The organism is Caulobacter sp. 17J65-9 (assembly GCF_010975005.1).
Classification (GTDB): Bacteria; Pseudomonadota; Alphaproteobacteria; order Caulobacterales; family Caulobacteraceae; genus 17J80-11.
In genome coordinates, this window is the sequence record NZ_JAAIVC010000046.1 from 1 (window position 1) to 23,415 (window position 23,415).

Here is a 23,415-nt window from a genome sequence, read left to right on the forward strand (position 1 = left end):
CTCCCCCCTCCCGCCCCCCGCAGACGGCCCGCCCATGTCCCTCACCTTCCACTTCCACCCGCTCTCCTCCTTCTGCTGGAAGGCGCTGATCGCGCTCTACGAGAACGGCGCGCAGTTCGACGCCGTGGTCGTCAACCTCGGTGACCCCGACTCCGCCGCCGCCTTCCGCGCCCTGTGGCCGCTGGCCAAGATGCCGGTGCTGGTCGACGCCGCGCACGGGCGCACCCTGCCGGAGACCTCGATCATTATCGAGCACCTGGACCGCCACTACCCCGGCCCCCGCCCGCTGCTGCCCACGGACGAGGACGCGCGGCTGGATGCGCGCCTGTGGGACCGGCTGTTCGACCTCTACGTCCACCAGCCCATGCAGAGGATCGTCGGCGACCGCCTGCGCGCGGAAGCCGAGCGCGACCCGCGCGGCGTCGCGGACGCCCGCGCCCAGCTCGAGGCCGCCTACGACCTGGTCGAGGCCCGCATGGCCGGCCGCGCGTTCGCCGCCGGCGACGCCTTCAGCCTGGCCGACTGCGCCGCCGCCCCGGCCCTGTTCTACGCCGGCATCGTGCACCCGTTCGCCGAGGGCCGGCCGAACACCAGCGCCTACTTCGAACGCCTGCTGGAGCGGCCGTCGTTCCAGCGCGTACTGGCCGAGGCGCGGCCGTGGTTCGAGTGGTTTCCGTACCGGGAGGCGATGCCGGAGAGGTTCTTGGCCTAGTTCCGCCGTCGGTCAGAACCGCGGAAGATACGCTCCTCAAATCATGCAAGGAATCGCCCCGGATCCGCTGCGAACCCCTCATGACTGAGCAAGCCTCGAAGGAAAGCTGCCTTCCAAGTATTCTTCCCGGAGAAGCTCTCAACAGAGTCTAGGTCGCGCTCGAGAGCTCCTTCCAGCAGCGGCCACCCAAGATCTGCAAGGCTTCTCCAGCTCGCCTTCTGCTCGCGGAAATAATGGATGGCTTCGTCCGCATAGAAGGCATCCAGCCTCAGCTCCGAAAGCTGCCAAGCCAGCCGCGAAGTCAGATCCATGTCGACCGGGGGCGAAGCGACGATCCTGTACAGCGGGCTGATGGCATCTTGCGCAAAGGGCTCGGCCTCGAGAAACACGTGATCCCGCGGCACTCGATCGAAGTAGGGATGAACGAACTGGCGCTGCGGGTCCGCCTCGCAGGATGCTCCCTTGCGGCGATTGCACAGCTCGCAGGCGGCCACGAGGTTCAGGTGGAGGATCGAGAGGGCTGGATGGTGAGTACGTGGTAGGAAATGGTCTAGCGCGCTCGGCGCCGCAGCGCTGCAGAGGAGGCAACGGCGTTCGGCCGCCGCCAACAACGCGCCGCGCAGCTCGGCTAGGACGCCATCTCCCTGAGTCTGATTGAAAAGGGCTTCCAACCATCCGGCATCAGGCTCTCCCCACGCCCTAGATGGCTCGGCCAGATGCGGACGCCACGCTCCTGCGGAGTAGTCGTCGAAGAGCTGAGCCACCTGTTCTCGTCGGTCAGCGAGAGTGGACCTCTTCGCTATGGGACGACTAACGCGCGTACTGGCGTCGAAGTCATTCATGGCGTTTCGGTGCAGTGGCGCGATAGTTCTCATCGACCGGGAGACCGCCTAGCTTGGTGCGCCATAACCAGTGCGCGCCCTTGGCCGCTCAGGCCGTTTTCGAACATCGCTTCGATTTCGTTGAGGGTGTGTCGTGCCGCGAGTTCGTGCAGCGTCTGGACATATTCTCCAACCCTCGTGTCCAGCCGGAAGACTTCGCGGCTGATGGTTCCAATGTCCTCGCCGAACGTTTCCCGCAACGGCTTATCCACAGTGGTCATGGTTACCTGCCGCGAGATGATCCGGACGTGGCGGGACGGGGTCTCCTGAACGATGAACGGCGAATGAGTGGCAATAATCGCGTTAGAATCGCGATTTTCAAGCAAATGCCGAAGCACCTTGAGAAAGACAGCCAAGAGCGGCGGATGAAGATGTGCTTCCGGCTCATCCACAAGGATTAGCGTGCCCGGGCGCAGATTGGCCGCGAGCTGTGCGGTCATCAGCAGTACGAACTTGTGCCCTGTGCTGGCCACACGGAAGATCTGCCGGAGTTCCCCCCGCAGTTTCGTCGACGACATGGAGAGGATCTCCTGTCGGTCGAGAAGGGCCGCCGTGCCGAAGGATGCCTCGGCGAACAGGGTATCCAGACTGCCCCTGAACAGGTCCATGTCGTCGTCCGCGATGTCACTTAGTGCTCGGGCGAAGTCACTGGATATCCGACGCGTGCTCTTCAAAGGGTTCAGGGACCTAGCGGTCGTGTCGGCACGGGCGGCTGCTAGATCTCGCAGGCCAAAATAGCTGTAGCCCAGTGTAGATCCGGTCCTCAGAAAGCGCCGCTTCTGGGTCACGTTCTCGCCCGGAACATCGAAGTCGTCGAACGCGCTGTAGGAAAACGCCAATACACGACTGACGGCTACATTCCCGGTCAGATGCCCGGAACCACTCTCGTGCGGGTCGAACGCGGTCATCGCGAGGTTGGCGAGCAGGCGGGTCTTGCCGGAGCCATTGGGACCTATCAGTACGTTGACCCGCCCTGGCAGGCTGAGGCTCGGACCGAAGTCAAAGGTTACGCTAAATCGTTGACCGCCAGTGCTCGTATCGAAAGCTAGGTCATGATTGGTGGGGACTTCCGACGCTGTCCGCTCGATGATCGATTCCGCTTCCTCCAAGGCCGTGCGCGCTGGCGTGAAACGCAGGAGGGACTTCTCGAGACCGACCTCGTTTTCAAAGCGACGCCGCAGAGCAGGGTTTGTGGCGATGTCGCTGAGGCTTGCAAGGATGGACCGTGCCTGCGCTCCTGCGACCTGCAGCAGGTTCTGATAATAGTCGGTTTCGGCGCCCAAGGAGGCGAACTCACCCCCGAGACTCTCGAATCTGTTCGGAAGCGGGGTCAGACCCTGCTGCTGACCTCTTCCGAGAATCTTCACCGTGCCGATCGGAACCTCATCTCCTTCGGTGCCTATCATCGAAAGGTGGAACGTCGTCCTCAGCCCGAAGTCGTTCCAACTGTCAGGTCGAAGCACGTATACGTAAGGCTCAACCTTTTCAGGCGGCAGACCCTTGCGCGGAAACAGGACGCGGAAGATGGCCATTCAGACCACTCCAGCCGCAAGCCCGAATTGCCGATCGGTTTCCGCCCGCAAGGCCGTCGGGTCCAAAGACTCGAGCGAAAGTACCTGTTTCGAGACAAGCACGTTGCGAACCGCCCTTCGTGTAATGCCTTCGAGACCCGGCGCGCCCCGCGTCTCTAGCGTGGCCAGCCAACTCTCCCCCAGCGCGCGCGCGATCACAGGCGAAGCGGAAAGGCCGGGACGCTCTATGATCTGGACGTGAGCGTCTTCGCTCAGGCGGCGAAGGAGATCCCAGCGCCCATCTTGCTCGCCCCGGTCGAATGCCACTCCTCTCAGCCACAGACGTTGAAGCGTGTTGCGAACGCCACCTCGGTAGCGCGCGATAGGTGCCTGGTCGAAGCGCCACTGGACGAGATCGGGAGCAAGCACCGCTGCGAGAAAGGACCAAACGTCATCTCTCCAGGCGTCCGGACCGGAAACGAAGTCCTCGGTCACGAGCGCGATCGCGCAGGCAGCATCGAAGCCAGCTCGATCGCTACGGCCGGATCGGTCGGGGAAACCGTAGGCCGTCGCTATCTCCAGGAGGCGATTCCGGATGGCATCCAGCCTAGCGTCATCGACCTTGGTGCCGCCCGTCGTGCCGTGACTAATCCAGCCAGCGTAAGCGTCCCTTAGCTCGCGCCACGGCGTCGTGGCGAGCACTTCGGACCGTTCATCGATTAGGCGCGCCAAACCACCCGCGTGGAGCCGAGGGTAAAACGGGACCTCAGTCATCAGCGGGCCCTTCCGTTTGAAGGAGGACCGAAAGCTCCGCCTCGAACCCCGCGGGATCGGAGACCATTCGACTGCGGATCACGTCTAGGCTCTGGTTGGGAAATGCTAGCCGAAGCCAGCTGGCTATAGCGGCTCCAAGGGAACCTGGCACCGACTCCGCTATCCCGAGCTCGAACGAGAGACTGTCTAGAGCGCCCCGCGAAAGCTGCGAGACGATCCCTCCTGTGATGAGTCTCATCGTCACGTCTTCGGCGTCGCTGACGCGCTGAACAAAGTCTGGGAAGTCCAGATTGACATACAGGCGGACCGCGCCGGCAAACTCCCGCTCAAGATGGGCCGGAGACCAGTCGATCCTCCACAGCGCCTCGCCACTGTTCGGGAACCGCTCCGAGAACCTCACGGCCTCGGTTGGAAAGCGTGCCTCTTCGGGTTCAAGTTGGACCCTGTGCACATCCTCCCACAGCCTGAGCCCCGCTCTGCCCGGCATGAGCGACGAGCCAGCCGGTACGGGATCGCGCATCAGCAGCTCGGTGCGGAGGTTCATCCGCTGGGAAAGAGTCATGCCTGCAAGACTGACCGCAGCGACGCGGGCCGTCTCCTCCATGGATACGGCACCGCGCCAGTGAATTGACCGATGCCGGTCGCCCCGCGGCCCGCCGGTCGCGACGGTCACGATGAACTCGAGATGAAGATCCTTTTCGGCCACCCCAAACCTCTGTGCGACGGACGCTAGATTGATCTGGAGCCGTCGTCGCAGGACAAGATCGACCGCGTGGTCCCAACGGGGAACCTGCCGGTCGACCAAAACGGGCCCATTCGCAGTAGCTCTTGTCCAAGGCTCGGCGATGACCTCTTCGGGAATGATCCGGAGAAAGGGGTAGGCGATGGCCACCACGGCTCAATCCTCCACGTCCAGACTCAGGCCCACGGCGGCGAGTCCCGGAACCAGGACGCGGATGCGGAAATCACCGAAACTTCCGGCCGGGAGCAACGCGATTTCGCCTGTGGCGAAGTGCTCGCCCGAAGCGGTCGTCCAGTTCTGTGTCACCACCTTCCCGCCATCCGGTAGTTCGATCTCGCCCGAAATCCGGTCATCGAGCACGAGGCCGGGCATCGCACGGATCGCGAGCGGTTCGGCCGAGCTGTTCCGCGCTTGGACGCGGAAAACTGCGCTAACGCCGCCCTCGACTGGCTCAAGCGTGATGAACTCAGCGGGTTCGACGCTCCAAGCCCGTCTTCGCCCCCGGATCGTGCCTCTCCGAACCCTGTCCTCATCCTCGACGCTTCGGGGCATCAGCTGCCCGAGACGCGCGGCTGCCGAGCCGAGCGGCGGTTGTTCAACCGTCGTGGCCGTTCCGCTCTGCGCGGGATGGACGATTTCCGACGCAAGCTGGCCGACCCGGCGTAAGCCCACGTTCACCCAAGTCTGTGCCGGCCCTTTCGGGAGGCTATTGGGCATCCAGTCGTCGTGCGCCGGTGGCTCAGACCGTGCGAACGCTTCTTCCACTTCGACATCATCGTTGCAGATGAAGACGCCGGCCCATTCGTGCGCCTCATGGGGAAGAGGCGTTCCCGGAAGATACTTCACCACCAACTCTACAGGGCGCATGAGCGCTACGTGATGTGCCGAACCTTGGATCGGGCCGGTCTCCGCGCCGTATTTCCGGTCCCCGCGGAACCCGCGCGTAATCGCCATGCGGCCAAGGAGCTTGCGGGGACGCTCACAGATGACGGCACGCGATTGCGGATCGCTACTCTTTACGAGCCTCCACGCTTGGACAAACAGATCCAGCGGCGGGAAATGTTCTGGCGACGGCACCAGTAGGGTTTCGCCCTCAGCCTCTATCGCGAAGGTCATCGGGGGCTCAGCCCCTCCCTCCGCAATCATTTTCGGCCAAAAGAACCAGAGGAAGGCCGCTCGGATTTCGGCCGCCGCATCGTGCAAATTTTCGACCCGAGGGAGCAAGATCATGATTGTCGTGCCGGTGTCCGCGGCGACGCGCCTCGGCAGGCCGAGTCCCTCTGCAATCGCCTCCGCCTCGTCGGCGAGCAGCGGCTCGACGAACCCCCCGGACGCGTCCGGTTCGTCGGGGGACCGACCCCACCAGTGACGCCCCGTGAACCGCCGTCCATTCGCGCCGACGTATTCCTCGCCGACGTGGCAGCCGATGAACCTGCGCTCGACCGAGCCCGACGCGTCCACAGCCAAGCTGTCGAGTAGTACTGTCGAACATTCGCTCGCGGCAAAAAGCGCCATTTTGCCGAACCCGTAGGTCCCCCCGCCGCCCGCGATGTCACGCCCAGCGCCGATGTTCCGCACTAGGTTGATAAAGTTCCTCGCCGTCTTGTCCGGGGATGCAATGTCAGCTCGTGTGGGCCCCCCGAGACCCACGCCCCCGAAGTCCGAAATCTCCAGCACCGTCACGCACGACGACGTGCGGGCAGGCTCGAGCAGGTCGTGGGAGTGCGTCGACTCCGGCAGGTTTGCTAGAATTTCCGACCGTAAGCAGGCAGCCTGCGCCTCATCAAGCGTCCGCAGCCGGACCTGCATTCGTACGGAATCGCTGGCGCGGGCGTCCCACGCGTTCTGGCCGCTTTCTCGGGCCAGCGTCTGAAGCAGTGTCAGGGTCGGGGTACCGAGTAGTTTTCTAGCCCCTTCTCCGGCTATGGCGCCGTTCGCCGGGAAGGGTTCAGAGGACAGATCCAGCGGCATCGGCAAGCACTCTGATGGGTAGATCAAGCTCGCTGTCGTCCAGGCGGAAGTTCGCAGCGGCGTCGAGGTCGATTTCGTAGGTCACGCGCCCCACGCCCACGGGCAGGCTGCCGCCGACGAGATGGGGAGCTGTGAGGCGGGGGAAGCCGTCGGTGACGCGGTAGGCTTCCTCGGCTAGCAGCGAGAAGCGCATGTCTTGCCACGCGGGCACATCGTCGGCATAGCCGGCGGCCTCGAGGCGGGATTCTAGATCCCCCTGGCTGGAGACGCTCAGCTTCAGTCTTTCGATCTCTTCGGAGATGCAGAGGTGCCCGGCCGCGTCGGGCTCAAAGACTTGCAGCCAGAGGAATAGCTCGCCCCCCGGCGGCTCTTGAAGCTGGTCCAGCGCCGCAATAACGACGCGACGCCCCTGCGAGCGGCGCGTGCTCTTGCATTCGAGCGCGGCCGGACCGGCACGAAAGTCGTGGCGAGCGCCTTGGGGACCGCTCCAAAGCAGTGAAGCTGAGGGCCGGCGTGCCACTAGCCGTGAAAGGACTCTGAGCTCACCAAGAAGGCCGATGGCACGCTCGAGGGTCACGTCCGCTTGGCTGGATCGGCGGAGAAGGTCCAAGAACTCGTTGATCGTGCCGGCGACGGCCTCGGCGGGATCGGTACCCCCGTCGAGCCGGCGCAGGATCTCCCCCACGACCTCGCCGAAGACGGCCTCGAGCCGTTCCTCTTCACATCCAAGTTCCAGAAAACGTTGCGGGCGTCCGCGAAGGTTCAGCACGACCGCCCGTGCGGTGAGGCCATTGCGGTCGACCCCGTCCGGCACGGCAGCATGCGCATCTACCGGAAGCAGAAGTAGCGCTTCGCCCGCGGGCCCGACCGCTAGGCGCGCCGGCCCGACGGATGTTGTCACCTGAAGCTCGACCGAAGCGATGCCGAGATCGCCCCCCTTGGATGCCTGACGAAGGCGCCGCCACTGGGCGACGGAGAGGTCCGGCGACATCAGGTGGCCTCCGTCAAGTCGGCCAGGAGGTTCTCACCGTCCGCGTCGGGGCGGTCGAGTCGGACACGGACGTAGCTACGCTGCCGTCCGCGGTCGGGCAGGACAAGGCCGACGCCGATCAGATCGCGCACGGCATCGAGCGCCACCCGATATCGGCTGTCCCGGGCAGGCATGGACCGCGCCTCAATTGCGTAGAGCAAGAGCAGCGGCACACCGTCACCGACCTGCGCCTGCCGCGCGCGCTTCAGACTCTCCCAGTCGCCGCCAGTGACGCCCTCGTCGGTGTCCATTAGGATGTCGCGTCGGGACATTAGCGCCTTGATGTCAGCCGCCCCGTCGCTCCGAGGCAGTGCGAGGCGTGACCTTCGCACCAGCCGAACCGAGTCGAGCGGTCCGAGTGGTCGCGAGGAGGGGGTCCCCTCGGTGGGCTCCACGACACCCACGTTCCAAGACTGGAAGGTAGCGCCGTCGCGGGCTTCCGACCGGATGTAGTCGAGAAGATCGTTCGACAGGCGGTCCTTTGGCGAGGCCGAGTAGGTGGAAAGAAAGGCGAGAACCGTCGACAGAGGGACGTTGCGGATCAGGCGCCCACCGGGCCGAGACTCGACATTGCTTCTTTCAACGCCGGCTTCCACGAGGGCCTCAGCGGCGGCCCAGTTGGTGTCGGACACAGCCTCATCCCGATGTTGGAACCGGATGGTCTGCAGATGCTCTCCCGAGAAGCTGATGTCGCATGCCTCCGCCGCAATCATCTTGCTTGCGGCGGTGATGGTCATTCCGGGGATCTGACGGATGCGGACGGCGAATTCTTCGGGCGTTTGGTCGCGACGGATGTACTCGGCGATGTCGGCTCGGATCTCAGCCTCTACCGTCGCAAGGTCGCGGAATGCGGCAGCTAGGTCCGCCGTCATCCAGATACGTGGCAGGTCCTGGTAGCCCGGCCGGTAGCCGAACCAACGCCCCATCTGCAACAGCGTGTCGTATTGGCTGGAGCTCCTGACGAAATAACTAACCGTCAATCCCTCAATCGTCAGGCCTCGGGCCAGCACCGACCCTCCGATGACGATGTACTTTGCAGGTCCAGCCTCGAAGTCGAGCCTCGTGTCGCTGTTGCTGTTTTCGACCACCACCTCTACGTCGGCGAGCACGCTCTCCAGATGCGGGCGCAGCGCTTCCCAAGGGACCCTGCCAAGGGCCCACCGGGAGCCGTCGATGCGGGCACTCTCCTCCGTCCACAGGTCCTCGAGCGAGGTCTCGAGATCCGCCGTCCCGAGCTGGGCACCGACCTCGGCCAGCCATGTGCGGATCGCGGTGGACAGCTTCTCGTGAGTCGAAGTGTAGACTGTCGTGTGCACCAGCATACTGCAGTGCTGGTCGCGTTGGCCGCGGGCGTAGCGGGCGGCGGTCGCAAGCAGGAAGTAGGACAGCGCGCGGCCAAGGGAGTCTGGCACCGCGGGCTGGAAACCTTCGCGTCCCTTGGCGCTCGGTGGCCTGACGAGAGCCACTTCGGCCGGCAGGACCTCCCTGATCATGTCGAGGCCTTGCTCGTCCCCAGTCTCTTCCCCGGCGTCAACGGGCTCCCGGCCAAATAGCGTTTCCGCGCCGAAGTAGCCTTCGGGCAGGGGAAGGGCGGTGATGAAGTCGGTCGGATAGAGGTCGTCGAGGACGCCCGCAGGCGTTTTCGGATTGATCAGTATGTTGGCGAACGGCGTGGCAGTGTAGCCGACGTACTGGCATCGCGGCAGGATCGACAAAAGCCGGCGAATGGCGCCGTTGATCGCCTTGATGTCGTACTGGCTTCCGCTGGCGTTGACGCTGGCCTGGTCGCACTCATCGTCGATGATGAGCACGGGCATCCTTTCGCGGAGGCTCGCGGGAGTCCGCTCGATCGTCTCAATTAAGCGCTCGAGCGGCGTCACGTTCTTCTTCACGACGGCGACCTGGGCGGCGTCCATCATCGAGAACCAGCGGTTGGGCGGGGTCCGGAAGTCGCCGTCGTCGTCGTAGGATGTATGCAGATGCCAAGCGTGGGGGGTGCGCGCGCGCAGATCGCTCTCGAACCGTCCCTGAGTCTGCTTCCTCAGAGAGTTGGTAAGGCCTGCGAGAATTATGACGAACCGGTATCCCGCATCGACGGCCTTGGCGATCACGCCGAGCATGTTGGCGGTCTTGCCGCTCTGGACGTAGCCGACGACGAGACCGCGACCGGCAAAGGCCGACTGCGACGGGTTCTCGAGGAGGCGAACCACCTCGGTCGAAGTCACGTCGAGATCGGAGACCGTCTTCTCCGACCAACGTCGGCGCCCCAACAGATGGGCACGTAGCGGAGGCCAGTGCGTGTCCGAGACATGGGGGCCGGCGTACCAATCTGGCCGACGCGGTTTGCGGAGAGAGTGCGGATCGAGAAACTCGATTGGCTGCTCGAGCTGCCGCCGGACTTCCTCGCGTGCCGCTTCCCAGCTGGCGAGCTGTTGAGGATCTAGAGGTTGCCCGAGCAGCCCCTCAAAGGAACTCCGCGCCTCAAGCGCGGCCTTGTCCAGATCGAGCCCCGCTGCCTGCTCCTTCTGAATTTGGCGAATCCAGCCCTCAATCTGTGGTGAAAGCCGTCCGACCGCGCTTTTCTGGTTCATTCCGCCCCCTGTGGAGCACCTTATTATTGCGCGGCGGGTTACAATCAACCGTTGCGAGGCCTTGCGGCGCGCTTTTAGCGGCGCACCTGTCGCTAGGTGCCGCCCGACGGCGATTACGCTTTACCTACGGTTACGCGGCACCTTGGGAGAATGCCGACCAGGAAGCAGAACCCTGTGCATTGCTTGAGGCGCTAGAGGTTGATCGGCGTGAGGTCGAAGGCGCCCTGGCCGTGGGGCGACTGAGTTGACGCCGGAGCGGCCTCAGCGACCAAAGCGTTCCATAGCGCCGCCGCGATCTGTCGGGCGAGGAACGGTGGAACGGCGTTGCCGACCTGAGTGTACTGTTCCGTTCGACTGCCGAGAAAGTAGTAGTTGTCGGGGAACGTCTGGAGGCGTGCTGCTTCACGAACCGTGAACGACCGGCACTGCTGAGCGTCGGGGTGAATGAAGTAGTGGCCATCCTTTGAGATGTGGCTCGTAACTGTCGTCGACGGACCATCCCACGGTTGCGCTCGGAAGCGATCCTTGAATATGCCGGACGACCAGTTTGCATGCGCCGGGGCAAGGTCCTCTGGGAACTCGTCGGCCTTCGGCGCCCTGCCCGTCACCTGGGCGAAGACGGCGCTGAAAAAATATCTGCCGAGGTCGTCCGCCATGTGGGCGCGGCTGGAATGGTGCGTTGTGGACCCAAGGAGTGGATCCGCCAGCCATTCCCGCAATGCTCTCGGGCATTCCTCCGGGAGTGGAGAGGGGCCACTCACCTGGCGGGAGGGAGGCGCGCCTGCCGCTAGAAACTGGCGAGCTGCCGCCTGTGCGACGGGTAGCACTTGTGCAGCGGCGCTTTGGTCGCCGGACGCGATCAGCGCCATGCAGACCTTTTGCATCTGCTCGGACACCCTAGTGCGCCATTTAATGTCCGCGTCATCGCTACTGAGCCCGCTACGCAGAGGCGGCATTCCCGCGAGCACGTGCCGGACCGTCGCAGGAGCGGGCGCGTCGGAGGCGTCCCGACGACGGCGTGCGATCCTACTTGCCAAGTCGCGCCGCAGTCCGACGATGATTACTCTATGTCGTGCTTGGGGTACGCCGAACTTTTCGGCTTCCACGATGTAGTCGCGGTGGGCATCGGCGGTTTGAAAGACCATGCCGCCGAACTCATCACTTCCAATGGCGAACAATTCGTAGCCGCCATGTTCTCGTGCCGCACCCCTTAAGTCCTTAAGAACGCTCTCAAATATCCCATCACCTTCGATGGACGAGGACAGCATGCCCTTGACGTTTTCCATCACGAACGCGGCGGGGCGAAGTCGAGAGAGGATGTCGATGTATTCTTGGTAGAGGAAGTGGCGCTTGTCCTCCCCGGGCACGTAGTCCGCCTTGCCTTTGTTTCTGGCGCGGCCGACTAGGGAGTAGGCTTGGCACGGCGGCCCGCCAATGATCACGGTCGGCGCGCCTAAGGCGCGGATTTCGGCGAGGCGCCTACGCACGGCGACGTTGCCCTTTTCCGTGCCGAGTTCGGCCCGCACGGCTTCTTCGGTCGCGTTCGCCCATTCTTCTGGGTAGAGCGTCGACCAGTCCGGGTAACCGCGGTCGCCATTGAGGAACTCGTAGTACTCGGGTGGGAAGCCCTCATCGAACTGCCGGAGGAACGAGCGGAGCAGCAGCGTTCGATGCGCCGAGGCCTCCTTCTCGACAGAGAGGACGATGTTGAAGGGCTGGTGCCCGTCCCCATCCCGATATGCCGAGAACCCCTCAGCCAGCCCGCCAGGGCCGGCGAACAAGTCTACGACCTGAAAGGCTTGCGGCATGCTGCGCGGGTGCTCCGAAACGACGACTCCGAACCCTATCTACCAGGAGGAGACTGATAGACTAGGGGTCAAAGGCTACGTCATGGCTGATGTGGTGGACAGTCGCACCCGTTCCCGGATGATGGCGGGCATTCGTGGGAGGGACACCACCCCCGAGCTCCTGATCCGGCGCGCGCTTCACCGAGCAGGGTTTCGTTTTCGGCTTAACGTCCGCTCGCTTCCCGGCACGCCCGATATCGTCCTGCCCAAGTACAGAGCGGCAATCTTCATACACGGGTGCTTCTGGCACAGGCACGAGGGGTGCCGCTACGCTACGCATCCGGCGACGCGGCCGGAATTTTGGGCTCAGAAATTTCAACAGAATGTCGAGCGAGACGCGCGCGCAAGGGCTCTTCTGAAGCAGGCCGGCTGGCGTGTCGCGACCATCTGGGAATGCGGAACTCGAAAGCTGACGCCCTCGGCTTCGGCACGCCTCTTTGACTGGGTGCGATCAAGCGGCGACGAATTTGTGTTGAGTGATAGCGTCCGCCGCGCGGGCTCCGGAACAGATTGAATCTGATCTTAGCGCGCTTGGGGAGAAGGGGTTGAGCTCAGCGCTTTGCATGCAGTTGCGCCGGAGCCGCCTTGGTAGCGAATCGGTGTCGGAGGCAGCATCTGCATCCCACGTCCCTTGCGGAACTCGGTCAATTAATTGATCGTATTGGTATTTTTTGCACCGTCGCGCGAAACGCCTTTGCGGAAACCCCTACCCGAACTCCTCCTCCAGCGCCGCCAACCTCGCCGCCTGGTCCTCGGCGATCAGCGCGTCCAGCACCACGTCGATCTCGCCCTCCAGCACCTGCGGCAGGGAGTGCACCGTCAACCCGATGCGGTGATCGGTCACCCGCCCCTGCGGGAAGTTGTAGGTGCGGATCCGCTCCGAGCGGTCGCCGCTGCCGACCTGGCTCTTCCTCGCCTCCGCTCGCGCGGCGTCCTTGGCCTGACGCTGCTGGTCGTACAGGCGCGCCTTCAGGTTCTTCATCGCCTTGGCGCGGTTCTGGTGCTGTGATTTCTCGGACGACGTCACCACGATGCCGGTCGGCAGGTGGGTGATGCGCACCGCCGAGTCGGTCTTGTTGACGTGCTGGCCGCCGGCGCCGCTGGAGCGGTAGGTGTCCACCCGGATGTCGGCGTCGTTGATGACGATGTCGACGTCCTCGACCTCGGGCAGGATGGCGACGGTGGCGGCGCTGGTGTGGATGCGCCCGCCGGCCTCGGTGGCTGGCACGCGCTGCACCCGGTGCACGCCGCTCTCGAACTTCAGCCGGCCGAACACGCCCTCGCCGGTGATCGAGGCGACGATCTCCTTGTAGCCGCCGACCTCGCCCTCGGTGACGCTGTCGACCTCGACCCGCCAGCCGCGGGTGGAGGCGTAGCGCTGGTACATGCGGAACAGGTCGCCGGCGAACAGGGCGGCCTCGTCGCCGCCGGTGCCGGCGCGCACCTCCAGGATGGCCGAGGCGTGCTCGTCCTGGTCCTTGGGGGCCAGCAGCAGGGCCACGCCATGCTCCAGCTCGGGCAGGCGGTCCTCCAGCGCGCGCAGCTCCTCGCGGGCCAGGGCGGCCATGTCGGGGTCGCCCGAGGCGATGATGGCTTCGAGTTCGGGCGCCTCGGCGCGCGCCCGCACCACGGCGGCGACGGCGTCGGCCACCGGCTTCAGCTCGGCGTGCTCCTTGGACAGGCGCACGATCTCCGCCCCGTCGGTCGCCGCGCCCATGCGCGCCTCGACCTCGTGAAAGCGGTCCATCACCTGATCCAGTTTCGCCTGCGGCAGCCGCACGAGGAACTCCTGAGCCCTTAAGGGAGGGCCGTGTACCGCGCGCGGGCGGTTTCGTCACGCGGGTGCGGGGTCGCGGGCTACACTCCCCCTGCTCCGCTCTCCTTCTCCCCCTGAGGGAGAAGGACGGAGCCCGCCCACCGGAGCCCGCTTGCGGGCGGAGGTCCGGGCGGGAGGATGAGGGGTCGCGCGACCTGGGCCGGCGGCTTGGGACAGGCGCGCCGGTCTGAACGCGCGGCGCGACCCCTCATCCTCCCGCGCAGGCCTTCCCCGGCTGGCGCCGGGTCCGGCGCGCGGGTCCCTCCTTCTCCCTCAAGGGGAGAAGGGACGCTGTCGCCCACCCCACACCAAGTTTACGGAACCGGACCGGCCCTCCCCACTTTGTCTCCCACGGCGTTCAGGAGACCGGTCATGCCCCGCCGCCCGACCAAGCGCGACTTCATCGGCGCCGCCGGCGCGCTGGCCCTCACTCCCCTGGTGGCCTGCCGCCAGGGCGGGGCCACGGGGGGCGCGACGCAGATCCTCAACGTCAGCTACGACCCGACCCGCGAGCTCTACAAGGACTTCAACGCCCGCTTCATCGACGCCTGGCGCAAGGCCGGCGGCCGCGAGGTGGCGGTGAACATGTCGCACGGCGGCTCGGGCAAGCAGGCCCGTGCGGTGATCGACGGGCTGGAGGCCGACCTGGTCACCCTGGCGCTCGCCTACGACATCGACGCCCTGGCCAGCCGCGGGCTGCTGGCGGCCGACTGGCAGGCGAAGCTGCCGAGCAACTCCTGCCCCTACACCTCGACCATCGTGTTCCTGGTGAGGAAGGGCAACCCGCGCGGGATCCACGACTGGCAGGACCTGGCCGTGCCGGGCGTGTCGGTGATCACGCCGAACCCCAAGACCTCGGGCGGGGCGCGCTGGAACTTCCTGGCCGCCTGGGCGTGGGCGCAGAAGCACCCGGATGTCGCGGGCACGCCCGAGCAGTTCGTGGCCAAGCTCTACAAGAACGTGCCGGTGCTCGACACCGGCGCGCGCGGGGCGACCACCACCTTCGTCCAGCGCGGCATCGGCGACGTGCTGCTGGCCTGGGAGAACGAGGCGCACCTGTCGATGGAGGAGCTGGGCCACGGCAAGGTCGACGTCGTCCTGCCCTCCATCTCCATCAAGGCCGAGCCCCCGGTCGCCGTGGTCGACAAGATCGTCGACCGCCGCGGCACCCGCGAGGTGTCGGAGGCCTATGTGAAGGCGCTCTACGACGACTGGGCCCAGGACCTGGTGGCGAAGCACCACTACCGCCCGTCGGACCCGACCGTGGCGGCGAAGTACGCGTCGCAGTTCCCGGCGTTGCAGATGGCGACCATCGCCGACTTCGGCGGCTGGGCCGAAGCCCAGAAGAAGTTCTTCGCCGACGGCGGGGTGTTCGACCGCATCTACCAGGGGGATCGGAAGTGAGGGGGGCGGCTTTTCGGGTCCCTTCTCCCCTTGAGGGAGAAGGAGGGCCCCGCCCACCGGAGCCCGGAGGGCGGAGGTCCGGGCGGGAGGATGAGGGGTCGCGCGACCGCGCAATCATATCCGCTCATCCCCGCGAAGGCGGGGACCCAGAGCGCGACGCTTCTGGTCGCTCGCAAGCCTTCATTACCCTCGCGTTCTATTCTGAGGCCGCAGTCCACTGGGTCCCCGCCGGAGCCTGTCCTCGGGTCGACCTTCGGCCGAGCCCGGGAGCGGGGATGAGCGGAATGTTGACGGACCGCCCAGACCCTGACGCCGCGGCGCGACCCCTCATCCTCCCGCGCAGGCCTGCGCTGCGCTCCGGCGCGCGGGCTCCGTCCTTCTCCCTCAAGGGGAGAAGGAGATGAGAGGCCGCTGGCTCGAACCCAGCGTGCTGCCCGGCTTCGGGCCGGCGCTCGGCTTCACCCTGTTCTGGCTGGGTCTCCTCGTCGTCCTGCCGCTCGCCGCCCTGGTCGCCCGCCCCTGGGAACTCGGCCTGGCCGGGTTCTGGCATTCCGTCACCGAACCGCGCGTCCTCGCCGCGCTCCGCCTCTCCTTCGGCGCCGCGCTCGCCGCCGCGGCGGTCAACGTCGTGTTCGGCCTGGTCGTGACCTGGGTCCTGGTCCGCTACGACTTTCCGGGGCGGCGGCTCGCCGACGCCGTCGTCGACCTGCCCTTCGCCCTGCCGACCGCCGTGGCCGGCATAGCCCTGACCGCCATCTACGCCGGCAACGGCTGGATCGGGTCCTGGCTGGGGCCGCTGGGGATCAAGGTCGCCTACACCCCGCTGGGCATACTCGTCGCCCTGGTGTTCGTCGGCCTGCCCTTCGTGGTGCGCTCGGTGCAGCCGGTCATGCAGGACCTGGACGCCGAGCTGGAGGAGGCGGCCGAGACGCTGGGCGCGGGTCCGGTGCAGCGGGTGACCCGGGTGATCCTGCCGGCCCTGGCCCCGGCCTGCGTCACCGGCTTCGCCCTGGCCTTCGCCCGGGCGCTCGGCGAATACGGATCGGTGATCTTCATCGCCGGCAACATGCCGCTGGTGTCCGAGATCGCGCCGCTCCTGATCGTCATCCGGCTCGAGCAGTTCGACTACGCCGGCGCGGCGGCCGTGGGCCTGGTCATGCTGGGCCTGGCGGCGCTGGGCCTGCTGGCGATAAATCTCAGCCAGGTGATCCTGGCGCGGAGGGGCGCCGCATGAGGTCGGTGGGGCTGAAACGCCCGGCCAGCCTGGGCGCCTTCCTGCTGCTGGCCATAGCGATCGGCTGGCTGGCCGTCGTCATCGTCCTGCCGCTGGTCTCGGTCTTCGCCGAGGCCCTGCGTAAAGGCGTTCCCGCCTACCTCGAAGCCTTCCGCGACCCGGACGGCCAGGCGGCCATCCGCCTGACCCTGCTGGTCGCCGGGATCTGCGTGCCGCTGAACGCCGTGTTCGGCCTGGCCGCGGCCTGGGCCGTCGCCAAGTTCGACTTCCGCGGCAAGGGCTTCCTGCTGACCCTGATCGACCTGCCGTTCTCGATCTCGCCGGTGATCTCGGGCCTGGTCTGGGTGCTGCTGTTCGGGGCCAACGGCTGGTTCGGCCCGGCCCTGGAGGCGGCCGGGATCAAGGTGATCTTCACCGTCACCGCCCTGGTGCTGGCCACCCTGCTGGTCACCCTGCCCTTCGTCGCCCGCGAGCTGATCCCGCTGATGGCCGAGCAGGGGACCGACGAGGAGACCGCGGCGGTGACGCTGGGCGCGCGCGGCTGGACCACCTTCCTGAAGGTGACCTTGCCGAATGTGAAATGGGCCCTGCTGTACGGCGTCCTGCTGTGCACCGCCCGGGCCATGGGCGAGTTCGGGGCGGTGTCGGTGGTCAGCGGCCACATCCGCGGCAAGACCAACACCATGCCGCTGCACGTGGAGGTGCTCTACAACGAGTACGACTTCGTCGGCGCCTTCGCGATCGCCTCCCTGCTGGCCGGCCTGGCCCTGGTCACCCTGGCGCTGAAGGCCGGCCTCGAATGGCGCTACGCCGACGAGCTGTCGGCCGGACGGCGGCACTGAAAGTGGGGACACGCACCACTTTCGCTGTCGGGCGACGGGTCTGGAAGCGACGCGAAAGTGGTGCGTGTCCCCACTTTCTCGGGCGGCGCTGACATGAGCCTCTCCGTCGACAACGTCTCCAAGCGCTTCGGCCGTTTCGCCGCCCTGGACCGCGTGTCGCTGCAGGCCGTCGACGGCGAGTTCCTGGCCCTGCTCGGCCCCTCGGGCTCCGGCAAGACCTCGCTTCTGCGCGTGCTGGCCGGCCTGTCGCGCCCCGACGAGGGCCGCGTGCTGTTCGGCGGCGAGGACTTCCTGCGCTTAAGCCCGCGCGAACGGCGTGTGGGCATGGTGTTCCAGCACTACGCCCTGTTCCGGCACATGAGCGTCGCCGACAACGTCGCCTTCGGCCTGAGGGTGCGCCCGCGCCGCCAGCGCCCGCCCCGCGCCGAGATCTCGGCGCGGGTGAAGGAGCTGCTGGCGCTCGTTCAGCTGGAGGGCCTGGAGAAGCGCTATCCGGCGCAGCTGTCCGGCGGCCAGCGCCAACGCGTGGCCCTCGCCCGCGCGCTCGCCATCGAGCCGCGCATGCTGCTGCTGGACGAGCCCTTCGGCGCCCTGGACGCCAAGGTCCGCCGCGAGCTGCGCCGCTGGCTGCGCCAGATCCACGACGAGACCGGCGTGACCACCGTCTTCGTCACCCACGACCAGGAGGAGGCCATGGACCTGGCCGACCGGGTGGTGGTGCTCAACGCCGGCCGCGTCGAGCAGATCGGCACGCCGGCCGAGCTGCAGAAGACCCCGGCCACCGCCTTCGTGTTCGACTTCCTGGGCGACTCCAACCGCCTGCCCTGCCGCGTCGTCGACGGCCACGCCATGTTCGAGGGCGGCTTCTCGGCCCCGGCGCTCGGCCCGGTGCACGAAGCGGCGCAGGCCACCGCCCGCTTCCGCCCCCACGAAGTCGACCTGGCGGTGGAAGGCGGCGTGCCGGTCACCATCACCCACCTGTCGGCCCGCGGCGCCCTGATCCGCGCCGAATGCCAGGGCCTGGACGGCGCCCTCTACGAAGTCGACCTGCTCCGCGACGCCACCCCCGCCAGCCTCGCCCCCGGCGCGAGGGTGCGCCTGCGCCCGCGACGGGTGTTCGTGTTTGCGGAGACGGCGCGCTAGCGGCTCTCCTCCTCCCCTTGCGGGAGAAGGTGGCCGGCGGAGCCGGCCGGATGAGGGGTGCAAGCGCCCGAGCGTCAGGATGAGGAGCGGGGACGCGCCAGACCGTTCAAACGTCCCGCCGACACCCCTCATCCGACGCGCTCCGCGCGCCACCTTCTCCCGCAAGGGGAGAAGGGGAGCCGGCCTTACTTCGGATACGTCTCCTTGAAGCTCTGCCGCTGCTCCAGCGCCTTCTGCAGAGCCACCAACCCCGGCCGCCCGGTCTTCCAGTCGTAGTTCGGGTGGCGGAAGTCGAGATAGGTCAGGGCGACGCCCGTGGTGATCACGCCCATGTCCAGCGGATCGGCCTGCACGTCCCAGGCCTCCAGCGCGTCCAGCGCGCGGCCCATGTTGTCGGTCCAGCGCTTGATCCAGGTCGGCGAGCGCTCGTTCTCCGGGCGGCGGCCCTCCAGCACCAGCTTCACCGCCATCTCCAGCACGCCGTTGGCCAGGGTCTCCAGCCGGCGCACCTCCCAGGCCTTCTCGCTGTTGTGCGGGATCAGCCGCCCGGCGGCGCCCAGGTCGTCCAGCACCGCGGCGATCACCGGGCTGTCGGTGAAGACGGTGCCGTCGTCCAGCACCAGGGCCGGGATCTGGGCGATCGGGTTGGCCGCCACCAGCTCGGGATCGTTGGCGTAGGGGTCGGCGGCGACCTCCTCCATCTGGTCCAGCACGCCCTTCTCGCGGGCCACGATGCGGCACTTGCGGACGAACGGCGAGGCGGAAGCGATGAACAGGCGCATGAGGCGATCCTCCCAGGGTCGCTCCCGCTAATCTCCTAGCCACGCTGGGGTCAAGCGGAGCTTTCCTCCCCGCTCGCGAGTTTCCTCGCCGCTCAGGAACCGTCCATGGCCGGCGACGACGACGACAAGGAAGGCGGCGACGGGAAGGAAGGCGGCGGCGCCCCGCCCGGCCAGCCCCCCATGCTGCCGCTCACCAGCGCGCCCTACGGCTATCCCAACCTGATGCTGGCCCCCTTCACGCCCACGGCGGAGAAGGACCCGATCAAGCTCAGCGAGGCGACGCCGCCGCAGGTGCGCTCCGAGCTGGCCTGGCTGGTGCGCACGGCCAAGCTGCAGAAGATGCCGGTGGGGGTGATCGCCACCAGCTATCGCCTGCTGATGCTGATCCTCGACGACCTGGAGCAGGGCTATCGCGGCCGCTGGCCCCGGATCATGTGGCTGGTGCCCTTCCCGCCCTGGTGGATGGGGCCCTACCAGCGGCTGAAGCGCCTGCGCAAGCTGGGCGCGGTCACCCGCGGCGTGGTCGAGGAGGCGGCTTTGCTCAAGCTGGAGCCCAGCTCGCGCCTGCCGGCGTCGTACAGCGCCATCGTCGGCGACCCGGCCGACGCCTCGCGCTACGTCGCCTTCCTGCGCATGCTGGTCGACGTCGCCTACGAGGCCCGCGCCAAGTACCGCAAGAACCAGCTGCCAGGGTCCAAGACCCACGCGACCACGACCATGACGGTGACGGTGGGGCCGGGAGGATAAGATCTCCCCCCTCGGGGGGAGCAGCCGCCTGAAAGGCGGCGTGGGGGCCTCCAGCGGAGTGCGACGCCGGCCACCCCACTCCCGCTCATCCCCGCGAAAGCGGGGACCCAGAGCGCAAAGGTCTCAGGGCTTTGCAGGCGCTTTGATGAAGCGGATCGCTTGTCGTCAGACCTCGCGCTCTGGGTCCCCGCTTCCGCGGGGATGAGCGGGGTTTGAGGCTGAGCTCGAGTACTCCGCTGGAGGCCCCCACGCCGCTTCGCGGCGGCTCCCCCCAAGGGGGGAGATCTGTAGAGCCCTACCGCAAAAACTGCGGCACCCGCGCCTCCAGGATGCGCACCAGCTCCGGGTCCATGAAGTCGTAGTCGTCCGGAATGCCCAGGCAGATCACCCGCGCCTTCTTGAGGTGGCGCCTGAACCGCTGGGACAGCTTGTTCCGGTGCGCCTTCTCCATGACGAAGATGACGTCGGCCCACTCGACCAGTTCGCCCGTCAGCGGGTTTTCGGCGTCGGCGTTGGTGCCCGCGGACGAGACCTCGATCCCCTCCCAGGTGGAGAACACCTGCTCGGCGGTCGGGCTGCGCAGCTTGTTCTGGCTGCAGACGAACAGGACGTTCTTCATCCCCGCCCTCTAGCGCCGTTCGGCCTGGGCCGGAAGCGGGCCGTCCTTCTCCCGGCGGGAGAAGGACGGAGCCCGCGCACCGGAGAGCGAAGCTCGAAGGTCCGCGCGGGAGGATGAGGGATTACGGACGGGGCGGCCTTGGCGCGCCAGGTCCTGCGCGCTCCCGTGCCCCTCACCCTCCCACGTCGCTTCGCGACGCGGGCCCCTCCCTCTCCCGACCGGGAGAGGGGCTGTTACTCCGCCGCCGCCTTGGCCGCTTCCAACTCCGCCGCCTTCTTCTCGACCAGCTCGACGATGTGGTCGACCATGCGGTCGTTGTCCATTTTGTGGTCCGGCTTGCCGGCCATGTAGACCATGCCTGCGCCCTTGCCGCCGCCGGTGAAGCCGACGTCGGTGAACAGGGCCTCGCCGGGGCCGTTGACCACGCAGCCGATGATCGACAGCGACATCGGCGTCGACACGTGGGCCAGCCGCTCCTCGAGCGTCGCCACCGTCTCGATCACGTTGAAGCCCTGACGGGCGCACGAGGGGCAGGCGATGATGTTGACGCCGCGGTGGCGCAGGCCCAGCGACTTGAGGATGTCGAAGCCGACCTTGATCTCCTCGACCGGATCGGCGGCCAGCGACACGCGGATGGTGTCGCCGATGCCGGCCCACAGCATGCTTCCCATGCCGATGGAGGACTTGATGGTGCCGGTGCGCAGCGGCCCGGCCTCGGTCACGCCCAGGTGCAGCGGGCAGTCGATCGCCTCGGCCAGCATCTGGTAGGCGGCGACCGTCAGGAAGACGTCGGACGCCTTCACGCTGATCTTGAACTCGTGGAAGTCGTGGTCCTGCAGGATGCGCGCGTGGTTCAGCGCGCTCTCGACCATCGCTTCAGGACACGGCTCGCCGTAGCGCTCCAACAGCTCCTTCTCCAGCGAGCCGGCGTTGACGCCGATGCGGATCGAGCAGCCGTGGTCCTTGGCCGCCTGCACCACCTCGCGCACCCGGTCGGGCGAGCCGATGTTGCCCGGATTGATGCGCAGGCAGGCCGCGCCCGCCTTGGCCGCCTCGATGCCGCGCCGATAGTGGAAGTGGATGTCGGCCACCAGCGGCACCTTCGCCGCCTTGGCGATGGTCTTGAACGCTGTGGTGGAGTCCTCGTCCGGGCAGGACACCCGCACGATGTCGGCCCCCGCCTCCTCCAGCTGGCGGATCTGGTCGATGGTCGCGCCGGCGTCCGACGTCAGCGTGTTGGTCATCGACTGGACGCTGATCGGCGCGTCGCCGCCGACCTCGACGTTACCGACGCGGATCTTGCGGCTCTTGCGGCGCTCGATGGCGCGCCAGGGGCGGACATGCTGGTGATTGCTCATCGCGCGCGAACATAGGGGATGCGCCCGCCTCGCGCCACGGCGGCGCGAGGTCCCAGGCCCTCGTCCGCCTCTACAATATTGGGGATCGCCGAACTTCGTGATCACAGTTAACGTCCCGCCCGCGCGAAGGGGGACGCGATGAGCGACATGGTTGCGGAATCTGGAGTTCGGGTGGCGCCACACGGGCGCCGCGCCGCGGAAGCTGGCCGCTGACATGACCGACGTCACCATCCCGCCGGGCGACCTTCCGGGCACGCTGGACCCGATCGAGCTGGCGCTGGAGGCGGAGGCCGCCCAGCCGTCGCCGGACACCCCCGCCGCCCTGGTGCTGCGCCGTCACGCCAGCCTGCTGCAGCGGCAGATCGCCAGCGAGACGGTGGGCCTCGGCCTGAAGGCGCTGGCCGGCGCGGCCGCCCTGGCGGTCGCCGGCCTGCTGGGCATGCTGGTCTGGGACGCCAGCACCGAACGCGGCCTGGTGGTCGAGCCGTTCTCCGTCCCGCCGGAATTCGCCGAGCGCGGCTACACCGGCCAGGTGGTGGCCAGCCAGGTGCTGGACCGGCTGAGCGAAATGCAGGACGCCACCGGCTCGTCGCGCGCCCCCAGCACCTACGCCAACAACTGGAACGGCGACATCAAGGTGCAGATCCCCGAGACCGGCGTGTCGGTGGGCGAACTGCGCCGACTGCTGGTCCAGTGGCTGGGCCACCAGACCGCCATTTCGGGCGAACTCTACCGCGCGCCCGACGGCCGCCTGGCCCTGGCCGCGCGCACCGGCGCCGCCGCCGCCAAAACCCACCAGGGAACCGACGCCGAGCTCGACGCCCTGGTCAAGGCGGCGGCCGAGGACGTCTACGCCGTCACCCAGCCCTATCGCTACGCCGCCTGGCTGATGAACAAGGGCGATCCGGACTCCATGCGCCGGTCCAAGGCCCTGCTGCAGCAGCTCGCCCAGACCGGCGACCACGAGGACCGCGTCTGGGCCTACGCCGCCCTGAACCTGATCCTGCAGAACGAGGGCGACTACCCGGGCGCCGTCCGCGCCGCCTCCGCCGCCATCGCCCTGGAGCCGGACTTCAACCTGGCCTGGGCCAACCGCGCCGGCGCACAGCTGCAGGTCGGCCACGACGAGGCCGCCCTGGCCGACGCGCGCGTGGCGCTCGAGACCGCACGCAAGCACGGCGAGCGGTTCATGCGTCCGGCGGCCCTGGCCTACGTCCTGCCCAACTGGGAGGGGGTGGTCGCCGACCTGACCGGCGACTGCGACACTTCCGTGCGCGCCTATGCCGAGGCCATGCGCCAACCGGGCCAGGAGGGATACCGCGCGGCCCTGGTGAGCGCCCAGGCCGCCTGCCACGACCTGGCCGGCGCCCGGGCCGCCCGCGCCGAAGCGCCGGCGCCGACGCCGCAGGCC

At 67.2% G+C, this 23,415-nt stretch carries 20 protein-coding genes; 8 read left to right on the forward strand and 12 right to left on the reverse strand.

Going from position 1 to position 23,415, the window contains the following annotated elements; all coding sequences use genetic code 11:
- The first annotated feature begins 34 nt into the window (after window positions 1–34).
- Window positions 35–712: a glutathione S-transferase family protein gene (locus G3573_RS09325; RefSeq protein ID WP_163260816.1), complete on the forward strand. Its 678-nt coding sequence runs from the start codon at window positions 35–37 to the stop codon at window positions 710–712.
- A 41-nt stretch (window positions 713–753) separates the two neighbouring features.
- Here G3573_RS09325 and G3573_RS09330 read toward each other — a convergent pair whose 3' ends face one another.
- From G3573_RS09330 to G3573_RS09365, 8 genes are all read right to left on the reverse strand, one after another.
- The gene (locus G3573_RS09330) at window positions 754–1,476 is read right to left on the reverse strand and encodes a hypothetical protein (RefSeq protein WP_163260817.1); all 723 of its coding nucleotides are present in this window, start codon (window positions 1,474–1,476) and stop codon (window positions 754–756) included.
- Between the two features lie 107 nt (window positions 1,477–1,583).
- Window positions 1,584–3,125 carry an AAA family ATPase gene (locus G3573_RS09335; protein ID WP_163260818.1) on the reverse strand — a complete coding sequence of 514 codons (1,542 nt, stop codon included), beginning with the start codon at window positions 3,123–3,125 and terminating at the stop codon, window positions 1,584–1,586.
- Complete coding sequence (locus G3573_RS09340; protein WP_163260819.1) at window positions 3,126–3,878, reverse strand: hypothetical protein; 753 nt, start codon at window positions 3,876–3,878, stop codon at window positions 3,126–3,128. It lies immediately after the preceding gene.
- Window positions 3,871–4,773, reverse strand: coding sequence for a hypothetical protein (locus tag G3573_RS09345; protein ID WP_163260820.1), 903 nt, complete (start codon window positions 4,771–4,773; stop codon window positions 3,871–3,873). Before G3573_RS09345 ends, G3573_RS09340 begins: the two co-directional genes overlap by 8 nt.
- Before the next feature lie 3 nt (window positions 4,774–4,776).
- Entirely contained in the window at window positions 4,777–6,591 is a 1,815-nt protein-coding gene (locus tag G3573_RS09350) for a hypothetical protein (protein WP_163260821.1), read from the reverse strand.
- Window positions 6,569–7,582, reverse strand: coding sequence for a PD-(D/E)XK motif protein (locus tag G3573_RS09355; RefSeq protein WP_163260822.1), 1,014 nt, complete (start codon window positions 7,580–7,582; stop codon window positions 6,569–6,571). Before G3573_RS09355 ends, G3573_RS09350 begins: the two co-directional genes overlap by 23 nt.
- Window positions 7,582–10,212, reverse strand: coding sequence for a Z1 domain-containing protein (locus G3573_RS09360; RefSeq protein WP_163260823.1), 2,631 nt, complete (start codon window positions 10,210–10,212; stop codon window positions 7,582–7,584). The genes G3573_RS09355 and G3573_RS09360 overlap by 1 nt, the downstream gene beginning before the upstream one ends.
- 191 nt (window positions 10,213–10,403) lie before the next feature.
- Window positions 10,404–12,020, reverse strand: coding sequence for a DNA cytosine methyltransferase (locus tag G3573_RS09365; protein ID WP_163260824.1), 1,617 nt, complete (start codon window positions 12,018–12,020; stop codon window positions 10,404–10,406).
- A gap of 82 nt (window positions 12,021–12,102) precedes the next feature.
- Between G3573_RS09365 and G3573_RS09370 the strand changes: the two genes are divergently transcribed.
- Window positions 12,103–12,573 carry a very short patch repair endonuclease gene (locus G3573_RS09370; RefSeq protein WP_163260825.1) on the forward strand — a complete coding sequence of 157 codons (471 nt, stop codon included), beginning with the start codon at window positions 12,103–12,105 and terminating at the stop codon, window positions 12,571–12,573.
- A gap of 192 nt (window positions 12,574–12,765) precedes the next feature.
- On the opposite strand, the gene prfA is transcribed toward G3573_RS09370, so the two are convergent.
- The gene (gene prfA / locus G3573_RS09375) at window positions 12,766–13,839 is read right to left on the reverse strand and encodes a peptide chain release factor 1 (protein ID WP_163260826.1); all 1,074 of its coding nucleotides are present in this window, start codon (window positions 13,837–13,839) and stop codon (window positions 12,766–12,768) included.
- A 408-nt stretch (window positions 13,840–14,247) separates the two neighbouring features.
- Between prfA and G3573_RS09380 the strand changes: the two genes are divergently transcribed.
- The 4 genes from G3573_RS09380 (at window position 14,248) to G3573_RS09395 (ending at window position 18,498) form a co-directional block, all read left to right on the forward strand.
- Window positions 14,248–15,279, forward strand: a complete 1,032-nt coding sequence (locus tag G3573_RS09380; RefSeq protein WP_163260827.1) for a sulfate ABC transporter substrate-binding protein — start codon at window positions 14,248–14,250, stop codon at window positions 15,277–15,279.
- A gap of 400 nt (window positions 15,280–15,679) precedes the next feature.
- A complete protein-coding gene (gene cysT, locus G3573_RS09385) occupies window positions 15,680–16,513 on the forward strand; it encodes a sulfate ABC transporter permease subunit CysT (RefSeq protein ID WP_163260828.1) in 834 nt (277 codons plus the stop codon).
- Window positions 16,510–17,355 (forward strand): sulfate ABC transporter permease subunit CysW, encoded by an 846-nt coding sequence (cysW, locus tag G3573_RS09390; protein WP_163260829.1) that lies wholly within the window; start codon window positions 16,510–16,512, stop codon window positions 17,353–17,355. Before cysT ends, cysW begins: the two co-directional genes overlap by 4 nt.
- A 93-nt stretch (window positions 17,356–17,448) precedes the next feature.
- Window positions 17,449–18,498 (forward strand): sulfate/molybdate ABC transporter ATP-binding protein, encoded by a 1,050-nt coding sequence (locus G3573_RS09395; protein ID WP_163260830.1) that lies wholly within the window; start codon window positions 17,449–17,451, stop codon window positions 18,496–18,498.
- A 185-nt stretch (window positions 18,499–18,683) separates the two neighbouring features.
- Here the strand turns inward: G3573_RS09395 and G3573_RS09400 are convergent, their stop codons facing one another.
- Window positions 18,684–19,280, reverse strand: coding sequence for a glutathione S-transferase N-terminal domain-containing protein (locus tag G3573_RS09400; protein WP_163260831.1), 597 nt, complete (start codon window positions 19,278–19,280; stop codon window positions 18,684–18,686).
- A gap of 105 nt (window positions 19,281–19,385) precedes the next feature.
- Here G3573_RS09400 and G3573_RS09405 point away from each other — a divergent pair, with 105 nt between their 5' ends.
- Window positions 19,386–20,027, forward strand: a complete 642-nt coding sequence (locus G3573_RS09405; RefSeq protein ID WP_163260832.1) for a hypothetical protein — start codon at window positions 19,386–19,388, stop codon at window positions 20,025–20,027.
- A 295-nt stretch (window positions 20,028–20,322) separates the two neighbouring features.
- Here G3573_RS09405 and G3573_RS09410 read toward each other — a convergent pair whose 3' ends face one another.
- Both G3573_RS09410 and ispG read right to left on the reverse strand, forming a co-directional pair.
- Window positions 20,323–20,646, reverse strand: coding sequence for a low molecular weight protein tyrosine phosphatase family protein (locus G3573_RS09410; RefSeq protein ID WP_163260833.1), 324 nt, complete (start codon window positions 20,644–20,646; stop codon window positions 20,323–20,325).
- 233 nt (window positions 20,647–20,879) lie between these two features.
- Window positions 20,880–22,004 carry a flavodoxin-dependent (E)-4-hydroxy-3-methylbut-2-enyl-diphosphate synthase gene (gene ispG / locus G3573_RS09415; RefSeq protein WP_163260834.1) on the reverse strand — a complete coding sequence of 375 codons (1,125 nt, stop codon included), beginning with the start codon at window positions 22,002–22,004 and terminating at the stop codon, window positions 20,880–20,882.
- 214 nt (window positions 22,005–22,218) lie between these two features.
- Here ispG and G3573_RS09420 point away from each other — a divergent pair.
- The coding region (locus G3573_RS09420; protein ID WP_205598165.1) for a hypothetical protein at window positions 22,219–23,415 on the forward strand (1,197 nt) is incomplete at its 3' end.